The following is a 7,793-nucleotide window of genomic DNA, read 5'->3' as shown; positions in this document are numbered from 1 at the left end:
CGCTTACATTGTTAGCAGTGCGCGTCACCACGGTGATGGTCTTAAGCCGCGGCGCGCCCGAGCTATCCACGGCTGCGCTGCTGACGATCTGCCACTGCCGTATGTAGGCAGCGTTGCTTGCCCCGCTCAGCAAGGCGCCGGCCCTATCGAGATAGTCCACATAGCCGCTGACGGGCGATGCCGGATCAATTCCTCCTGCCGTGCTGCTGGCACTCATGCTTCCTCCCAGACCGGGATCATTAAACGGCAATGCCATCAGATGATCGATCTTGGCCGCAGCAAATTCGGTGTTGCGAGTGGCGTTTTCGCCGTGGCCCGCGTTCAATCCTGTCGACAGCGTAAATAGTGAGAGCACGCCTGCGATACAGGTCAGAAGAACTCCCGCTGCAATCACAGTTTCGATTATGGTCGTGCCGTGCTCCCGCCCGGAGTGCTTACCACACATCGGGTTTAATAGCATGACTGTTCTCACCGGGTCCCCCAGGCGTTGTTCGCGGAGCTATATTGCCAGACGCTTACCGCTCCCGACGCTGCCACCGTAACCGCGTATGTGGCGTCGTCATTATTAGGATTTGCCGCATCCCTTATGTAAAGTGCATAGTCCGGCTTGGGTATCTGCTTGGCCCCGGTTATATCCACGGGCAAGCCGCGGGAGTTAAACACAATCTGGTAAGTCTCAGCATTCGCGGACAGGGCTGCTGTCGGAGTTTTCGAGATCGAGCCAAAACCAAAATAAACGTTCGCAGGAAGGGGCAGCGCCTCACCATCGGATATCCATGCCGGCGACGCGGTGTTATCGCACAAGCCGTTTCCAGCTTGCACGTTGCAAAGTTCGATTTTGCAGCTCGCCGGGGCGCTCGTGTTGTCGCAGCTCAACCGGGCGAGGTTGAATTTGGAAGCCGCTCGGACGCGCGTCATATTGAGCTCGAAGGCCAGAGACTTGGCTGCGGATGACATCCTGTAAGCAGCCATAACATGTATCAAGAAGGGTATAGCAACTGCGCCGATGATGACTATGATCACAACGACGGTCATCATTTCGACCAGAGAGAATCCCGCTGAACGTGCGCTCCTCTCGGCTCCGGTAACACTCCGATGACGGAAGAAACACCAAGGCACCTCTGAATCCAACGGGCCAAAATCGCGCATTTGCCTTGACCACTCGAATTTTGACCGATTCACTGCTCGCGCTCGGCTGCAAAACAGGATTGCTGGCAAGATGTGAGGAGAACCTTACACCAAGTTGGGCTCTTGGGCGTAGTCCTTCTTTCAGCCCTGGCGTTAGAACGCCGTGGCGTGATTTAAAGCCCACTATGAACTTAGGTTCGAAAAGGATTGCAGGAACGGTAGTAAGCAGCGAGAAGAATTGTGATCGTATGCGCGCCCACAAGCTATCCTGTTCTGCCCTTGCGGTGCTCGAGTGCCTACTCCGTCCCAGGTTAGCGCCGAACGGCACGGCGCGGGCACCCTCAAGTTCCTCTCTATCGCGTAGAACCCGGGTCCTTCGACCCGCTCCTCGGCCCGCGCTCAGGATGACCGGCTGAAATTTTCAGGTTGCCGCTCTCACTGCTCTTCGCCATGCATTCTCTTCGCGGATGCGGTAGATGGCCGGTCGGATGAGGCGGTCTCGCCTTGTTTGCTTTTGATTTCGTAATCGCTGTATTCGATTGTCAGGGTGGCGGTCCCGCCAAGCCGGGTGGAACTTACAGAGCGATTCCGCACCGGGACCCAGAAATCGCCCACCTTCATATATTCATGTTCGATTTCGTTTTTCTTGGTCCAGAAGGATGGGTTCTTCGCGGGTTCTGCTCTTATCTTTTTCACCGCGAAATCGTCGCCATCCACCCAGATCCGCCCCACATACAAAAAGCGGTTCTTGGATTTGGGCTCGACCTGTAGCACGTAGGTGGTTCCCTCCGGTCCTTGCTCATAAGCGACGAGGGTGAAACTATAGTTATCGCGGCTTAGAATGCTGCGCTGCTCATTCTGCGGTTGTGTCGCCTCCTGCTCACCCTCCAGCAGCTTCTGGAAAACCTTATCCAGGATTACCTTCGAACCGCTCGACTGCTGAATGAAGAACTGCTTATCGTCAGGATTTTGGTACACGCAACGCACTTGCATCTGGGCCTCGCGATCGCCGGGAAATCCGCGATAAACTAGGCGGTAGATGCGTCTCCCTTCCAGCCGTGCCATTTCCTGCTTGCGCTCCGCGTTTTTGCGCTCCAGCCTGTCGACCACCTGATCTACGGTCAGCGGCGAGTCAAGCTTCGTTGCAGGAGCCTGCTCCGACGCGGGCTCTTGTGTCAATCCACGGACCGCAAACGCGGATAACAGAGCCAGGAGGGTTAGCGCCAGATTCAGCCCTTTGACCGGTCCCATTTCAAGTCTCCCAAATCATATAATCGACACTTGACGGCTCGACAGCGGCACGCGGGCCCGGGTTGCGCTCATGCTCAGTGCTTCTTCATAGGCCTTGTAGACCCCATCGAAGATGCTGTCCCACGAACATGCGAGTGCCTGCTGGCGCGCGGCACTTCTCATTCGCCCGAGCAACTGGCGGTCTGCATGCAACCGCCGAATGCTCTCCACGAACTCTGCCAGGCTCTTGGCCACAAATCCTGTGTCTCCCTGTCGTACGATGAACTGTGGCCCACCGCAGTTGCTCACAACTGAGGGTACCCCCGACGCCAACGCCTCCAGAACTACATTCCCGAAGGTATCCGTAAGCGAGGGAAACACGAACACGTCCATGTTGGCGTAGGCCGCAGCTAGCTTCTCGCCGTGCAGGACTCCCGCGAATTCGGCGGTCTGCATGTTTTGACGTAGCCACGGCTCGCTCGAGCCCTGTCCTACAATGAGGAAGCGGAAATCGGAGAGACCGGCCGCCAGCAGCGCTTTCTCCAATTGGGCCAGCACTTCCACGCTCTTCTCGACCGTGAGCCGGCCCACGTAGCCAATCGTGAAGCTCTCATTTGTGCGGGTGCGCCGCCGAGGATCAAAAAGCGAGGTATCGACACCCCGCCCCATCGGGAAACACCGTTTTGTCGTGTGTTGCTCCAGCAGTTCCTCCAGTTCGCGGTTTGGAGCCAGCAGGACTCGCGGAATGCGGTAATAGCGCGCCAGTGCCTGAAAACTCCACGCCCGAATTCGTGGGCCCATTCCGCGGCGCATTCCCTCAGGCAGGAAGCGCAGCAGCGCCAGCGCCCGCTGCTCCGCGTATTGATGGAGGTTGGTATGCCAGGAGGCGATCAGCGGAATCCGCAGATAGTGTGCGACAAGAACTCCAAGGATCCCGACGTCGCTTGGTCCGGTAATATGAATCACGTCGGGTTTTGTGGCCCGCAGCAGTTTCGCGATTTTCTCGTAGTGGCGAAGAAAGAGAAGATCAAAATCGTGTTTCTTGTCCACTCCGAAAGCAATCGGGCCGCGTTTGCGCTCGATGAGGGTGACATTCCCATCGTTCTTGATCTTGTCCTCATAGCCCCCGTAAACCAGCACCATCGGCAGATCGTGGCGGCGGACATACGCTTCGAATTGTCGTGCCGTGTTTGCTACCCCATCCACCTCGAGGTAGGTATCGGGAAAAAAGGCCACCTTGATCTGACTTTCGCTCACGGAAGCGCCTCCTGTCCTTCACCCAGATTGACACGCAAGCCTTGCCTCCAGCCGTTCGCCATCCGCAGAACGCCGCGAATCGGCTCACACTCAAACAGTCTCAGCACTGCAAAGGTCTGTCCAATGAAAGCCGGCGGCTGGCGCCACAGCGCAGCCAGTGGGCGGCAAACGCCCTCGCGATCGGGATGAAACACTCGTTCATCCCAGGACCGGAATCCAGCCGGGTGTTCAGGATAGTTGCGAATCACATCCAGTAGAGTCTGGATGGTCCGCAGAGTTGTCGACTCTGCATACTGCGGCATGAATAGCACGTGGCTCTGACCATGTCGAACTTCGTCGACGAACTCAGAGAAACTCGTGGCGTTCGTGAGATTGAGAATCGCGCTGGGCTCGCATCCATGGCGGTCTCCACCCGAGATCACTGGCTTGCCATAGGCTTTCGCCAGTTGCATCACTCCCTCGTTCTCTTCCCACCCGCGCAGTCCTCCGAGTTCGTAGGCGTGCAGAAATTCCCCAATCTCGGAGGCAAATCTGTGGACCAGTTCCAGGTGCCGATCACGGCCAACCCTGGGGAGGTCCCACAACGGATGATTAAAGACCAGAAGTACCTGCGGGATGTCCGACAGTGCTGCCACCAAGCTGCGCAGTTGGGCAGGATCGGGTTTCTTCGCATAATCGAGAAGGCGCATCGTCCACGGCTCGGCTTCCGCGGTTGGGAGGTTGTGAACGCCGAGATGAAAGATGGTCTCCTCGTACGGCACGCTCCATTCCAGCGATACGGGAATGCGCCTCGCCTCGGGTACCACTCGCAACAGCATGGGAGCTTCTATGTTGTCGTGATCGGTCAAGGAGATCATGGCTTCAATTTCCAGTTGTTCCTCGATCTGTCGCCGCTCGATGTCGTACGCGGCCAGGGCTGGCAGAGGCGGCGTCCAGTACGCCTTCCAGAAGTCCAGCTTGATCGCAGAATCCTGTTGGGCCCGTTTCTCCTTCTGCTCCAGCGCCCAGCGCAGCAGCCCGTACTGCTGCGCGAACTGCATAATGAAATATAGGCTTTCTTTGGAATGGTTGGTGTGACCGTGAAGGGAAACAGCGGTCTTCGAATTCTGCGCCGCTGTTGGATCCTGCCAGAGGTAGGTGAGCGGATTGTGCACGCGGACCTCCTGTCCTGAACCGTCGAATTTCAGCTAGGAGTATCCGCAACGGACGTGAAACCAAGATTATGTTTCAAACATTTTTCTGTTAATTTGTGCTGGGTTATTTGTCACCGACTTTTAACACACAGCCGCAACGCTCATTCCTATACTGCAGTTTTGGGCCGCTTCCTTGCCATGCAGCGCCTTATCGCGATAAAAGTCATTTCCCCCTCGGCCGAGCCTGGCAAGCTCAGATCCAAGAACCCTTCCTTCGTGCGCAACGTTTTGCTTGTAATCGCGCTCTGGAACTGGAAATCCGCGCTTTTGAGCATCATGCTGCGCGCCCCCGTGTTCGCCATTGCCGCTGCGCGAAGCGGACTGCGGGCCATCACAGCCACGGTGCTGGTGGAAGTCGCGGTGAGTGCCGTTAATGCCGGATTCCTGGCCTCGATCGTGCAGTTGATGCGCAATTTTCGGCCCCTGTGGGTTTCCGCTTTGGTAATAATCATTGGGGTTCCCACAGCCGGACAGGCACTGGAATGGTGGGTGCATGCGTATCGCGGAACGCCGCACCGCCACACCGCGGTTCTTGTTTCTTCAGTGATTGCGGCGGTGTCTGCCCTGTTCAATTGGTACGTGATGTGTCAGGGAAATTTGCTGGTAGGAGCGAATCGTACTTCTTTTCTGGAGGACCTGCGCCAACTCCCGGTGGCAATTGCTAGATTTCTAAGCGTCGGTCCGCTCTGGCTGTTTCGAAAATTCACGGCGAGCTGAAAGCTTCAGCGGACAGGCAGCTAGCAAGGTCTGTGCGGCAGACGATACATGGTGGAGCTAGTCGGGATCGAACCGACGACCTCATCGTTGCGAACGATGCGCTCTCCCAGCTGAGCTATAGCCCCACGACAGAGAAGACTGGGAACATTCACGATTTTATCAGCGCGTATGCGCACGCGCAAAAGCCACCCGGCATTTCATTGCTATTACGTCAACGAGTAACAAGATCACGTCAACGAACAACAAAATTGCCGTCTTGTGAATACCGCGCACACTCTTCTGGTCAGGCAAGGGCGCTTCGCGCCCTACCTGCCGCTTATAATTCAGGGGTGACCCTTTCCATGCAGGTAAAGAAGGTGGCGGAGGCCGATTTCCCTACCCGTTGGGGACATTTTCGGATTTATGGCTTTGAAGAAGTAATGCCAGCGGTCCCAGACAGCGCCACGACTGCGCATCTTGTGGGGGAGCGTCAGGCGGAAAGCGCCGTCGCGCTGGTGATGGGAGATCTCCAGAGCGCGCCCCCGCTGGTGCGTATTCACTCGCAGTGTCTTACCGGCGATGTGTTCCACTCCCTGCGTTGCGACTGCCGCCAGCAACTGGAGATGGCCTTGAGCTTGATTGCAGACGCCGGCTCCGGGGTTCTGGTGTACGAACAGCAGGAGGGCCGCGGCATCGGGTTAATGGCCAAACTGCAAGCCTATGCCCTGCAGGACGCCGGCCTCGATACCGTGGAAGCTAACGAGCGCCTGGGCTTTAAAGCCGACGAGCGCGAATACGAGCTTCCCGCTGCCGTGCTCAAGGCACTGGGACTGCAACGGATCAGGCTGCTATCGAACAATCCAGAGAAGGTCTCGGCGGTGCAGAAGGCGGGTGTCGAGGTAGTCGAACGTGTCCCATGCGAAGTGGAGCCGGGCTCGGCTTATTCGGAAACCTATCTGAAGACCAAGAAAGAAAAATTAGGGCATCTGTTCAAGGAGTTTTAGACGTTCGCTAGCCGGGACCTGATGCGACGAACTGCACGGCGCGAACCGGGTCACCATGAGTGTGGAACTACCCCACCCTGGCCAAAGAAGTAGCCATTCTGCAGCGTAGAACAACAGCTCCTCGCCGCTCTTGGCTGGTCTCCAATAAGCTTCCTAGCGCCGAGTGACAGCGCCGCGCAGCATTTCTTGTAGCCCTCTCCGATTCTTAACCGGCAGTGTCCGCATAGCGGAACGCACCAAGTCAATGTAAATCTGTTTTGCATCCGCGAGTTTCGATAGAGCTTTGAGGTTACGTCTTATCGTTTCGACATCTCCTCGGGCGAGTGGTCCACTCAAAGCACCTGCCGGCCCCAATTTGGTGTAGTTGGCCAGCGTCTGCTCCAGAATTGGCCGCATCACCGACTGCACGCGCGAGCCTGGAACACCGGCGGCTGCCCCCAGGCGTTCCGTAAGTGCCAGATGAGCAATGATCAGCGGCGAGAGAAATGCTCCAAACGTGTGGTAGAGCGGCTTCTTCGACTTGGGGATAACAAAGCTGTGCCCTCCGAAGTCTGCCACGATCCGCTCCGCGACGCGGCGTGCCTCAATATCGCCTTCAATCGCGAACCAGATCCCCTCTAGACGAGGTTGCGCGCCGGAAACAAACGTCATCATGGGATGAACAGAAGCCACCGCAGCGCCACGAACTCGCAGGGCGGAGAGCTCGTCGGAGGTCAGCGCACCGCTGGAATGCAAGACGATGTGCCCGCGCCAATCAATCCGATCCGCGAAGCCCTCGGCACATTCTCGGATGCCCGAATCACGCACGCAGATCCAGATGACCTTTGCAGATAATCGCGCGCCGGCGGGCGAGATTAGCTTAGGCGAAAGACTCTTCGCTCGAGGCAAAGCCCTGTTACCAATCAAGGGCAGGCGCCCTTTTCGGGATACGATTTCTTTGATCGGATAGCCCTTGCGCGCCAGATTTACCAGCAGCGCCGTCCCCAGCGCTCCCGTCCCAACAATGGTTATGGTTGGTTTCGCCATCTGAAATCACAGAGACCGCGCAGGATATCAGGCCAGAGGCAGCACGAGTAGGATCTGTTGTGACATCTGCGTCGGTCCTGAGGACACTCACGATCCCGTCAATCTCGCGGAGACCCCCACTTCCAGATCAGGCAGTCTTGAGAGTATTCATCCCAGGTTAGCGCCGAACTGCACGACGCGAACCCGGGACACCGGCAGTTTCCGACCACCCTCCTACCTCGGCGCGACGCTGCAGCTTTGTCGGATGCCTGACAGACGG

General features: G+C 57.3%; 8 protein-coding genes and 1 tRNA gene. 2 read left to right on the top strand and 7 right to left on the bottom strand.

Annotated elements, in window-relative coordinates; translation table 11 throughout:
* From VEG30_13005 to VEG30_12985, 5 genes are all read right to left on the bottom strand, one after another.
* Nucleotides 1-460 (bottom strand): hypothetical protein (locus tag VEG30_13005; protein ID HXZ80843.1); only part of this gene is annotated, 460 nt, incomplete at its 3' end.
* Nucleotides 461-468: 8 nt separating this feature from the next.
* Nucleotides 469-1,149: a prepilin-type N-terminal cleavage/methylation domain-containing protein gene (locus VEG30_13000; GenBank protein HXZ80842.1), complete on the bottom strand. Its 681-nt coding sequence runs from the start codon at nucleotides 1,147-1,149 to the stop codon at nucleotides 469-471.
* Nucleotides 1,150-1,563: 414 nt separating this feature from the next.
* The gene (locus VEG30_12995) at nucleotides 1,564-2,379 is read right to left on the bottom strand and encodes a hypothetical protein (GenBank protein ID HXZ80841.1); all 816 of its coding nucleotides are present in this window, start codon (nucleotides 2,377-2,379) and stop codon (nucleotides 1,564-1,566) included.
* A 15-nt stretch (nucleotides 2,380-2,394) separates the two neighbouring features.
* On the bottom strand, nucleotides 2,395-3,615 hold the full coding sequence (locus VEG30_12990; GenBank protein ID HXZ80840.1) for a glycosyltransferase: 1,221 nt from the start codon (nucleotides 3,613-3,615) through the stop codon (nucleotides 2,395-2,397).
* Nucleotides 3,612-4,769, bottom strand: a complete 1,158-nt coding sequence (locus VEG30_12985) for a hypothetical protein (protein ID HXZ80839.1) — start codon at nucleotides 4,767-4,769, stop codon at nucleotides 3,612-3,614. Before VEG30_12985 ends, VEG30_12990 begins: the two co-directional genes overlap by 4 nt.
* A 255-nt stretch (nucleotides 4,770-5,024) precedes the next feature.
* Here VEG30_12985 and VEG30_12980 point away from each other — a divergent pair, with 255 nt between their 5' ends.
* Entirely contained in the window at nucleotides 5,025-5,525 is a 501-nt protein-coding gene (locus VEG30_12980) for a hypothetical protein (GenBank protein ID HXZ80838.1), read from the top strand.
* Between the two features lie 49 nt (nucleotides 5,526-5,574).
* Here the strand turns inward: VEG30_12980 and VEG30_12975 are convergent.
* Nucleotides 5,575-5,650 (bottom strand) — tRNA-Ala (locus tag VEG30_12975).
* A gap of 216 nt (nucleotides 5,651-5,866) precedes the next feature.
* On the opposite strand from VEG30_12975, the gene ribA reads away from it, so the two are divergent.
* On the top strand, nucleotides 5,867-6,508 hold the full coding sequence (gene ribA / locus VEG30_12970) for a GTP cyclohydrolase II (protein ID HXZ80837.1): 642 nt from the start codon (nucleotides 5,867-5,869) through the stop codon (nucleotides 6,506-6,508).
* A gap of 153 nt (nucleotides 6,509-6,661) precedes the next feature.
* Here the strand turns inward: ribA and VEG30_12965 are convergent, their stop codons facing one another.
* A complete protein-coding gene (locus VEG30_12965) occupies nucleotides 6,662-7,534 on the bottom strand; it encodes a Rossmann-like and DUF2520 domain-containing protein (GenBank protein HXZ80836.1) in 873 nt (290 codons plus the stop codon).
* Nucleotides 7,535-7,793 lie beyond the last annotated feature (259 nt).

Source organism: Terriglobales bacterium (genome assembly GCA_035624455.1).
GTDB lineage: Bacteria > Acidobacteriota > Terriglobia > Terriglobales > Acidobacteriaceae > DASPRM01.
Note: the sequence above shows the minus strand (reverse complement) of the source record. Positions and strands in the feature narration are given on the sequence as shown.